The following is an 895-nucleotide window of genomic DNA, read 5'->3' as shown; positions in this document are numbered from 1 at the left end:
GGGGCGGAGTTCAGGCCCAGCTTGGCCGAGCAGGCGGGCCATGCGCCCCAGCCCTGGCCGGCGAGGGTCTTCTCGGCGATCGCGATCTGCTGCTCGCGGGTGGCCTGGTTGGCGGTCGGCGCGTACTTCGTGCCGCCGTAGGCCGCCCAGGTGCTCGGCGAGAACTGCAGCCCGCCCTGGTAGCCGTTGCCGGTGTTGATGCCCCAGTTGCCGCCGGCCTCGCACTGCGCCAGACGGTCCCAGTCGGAGTCCGGCGCGGCGTTGGCGGCCGGCGCCAGGGCGAGCCCGGCGGCCGAGAAGGCGGTGCCCGCGAGGACGACCTTGACGGCCGTCTTCGGGGCGGAGGTCACGGTGGCGGTGCGGTGGCGTCCGGTGTAAGAGGTCATGTGCGCGTCAGTCCTTTTCACTCTGTGCCTACGAGGTGAGCTGTCGGGTTCGGACGAGTGCGCCCGGCCGCCTTCCGGCGGCTTAACCCCAAGGCGACCGATGGTCGCCGGCCCGTGGTGGGCCCTGTCGGGTCCCCCGTCCCCGCCCGGTAACGGTTGATGAGGCATCGTCCGCAGGGCGGAGTTCGGAGGTGCGGCCGACGCCAACTCGCTGACGAGTATGCACTGAACAGTAGCGGCCTGATGCGGGATCGTCACCATTCCGAGATAAATCCGGGGCGCGCGGGAGGTGGCCAGGCGTTGTTATCTACTCGTTACCTGGGGGTTCTCCGGCGGATCCCGGGAAGGTGGGTTCGGTCACACCCGGGGCGGACGCGACCCGAGGATCGCGTACAGCAGGCCCAGGAGGAAGCCGACCGGGGTGAAGATCATCGCGCCCACGTAGAGCAGGGTGGGCGCGTCGCGGCCGATGACGAGCGGGGTCAGGGCGGCGAGGATCGTGAACACCA

General features: G+C 70.5%; 1 protein-coding gene and 1 riboswitch. The gene reads right to left on the bottom strand.

Annotated elements, in window-relative coordinates; genetic code table 11:
* A partial coding sequence (locus B4M60_RS08610; RefSeq protein ID WP_291082321.1) for a transglycosylase family protein occupies nucleotides 1-386 on the bottom strand: 386 nt, incomplete at its 3' end.
* 11 nt (nucleotides 387-397) lie between these two features.
* A riboswitch (cyclic di-AMP (ydaO/yuaA leader) is annotated at nucleotides 398-554 on the bottom strand.
* Nucleotides 555-895: the final 341 nt, after the last annotated feature.

It is taken from the genome of Dietzia sp. UBA5065, assembly GCA_002415925.1.
GTDB lineage: Bacteria > Actinomycetota > Actinomycetes > Mycobacteriales > Mycobacteriaceae > Dietzia.
Note: the sequence above shows the minus strand (reverse complement) of the source record. Positions and strands in the feature narration are given on the sequence as shown.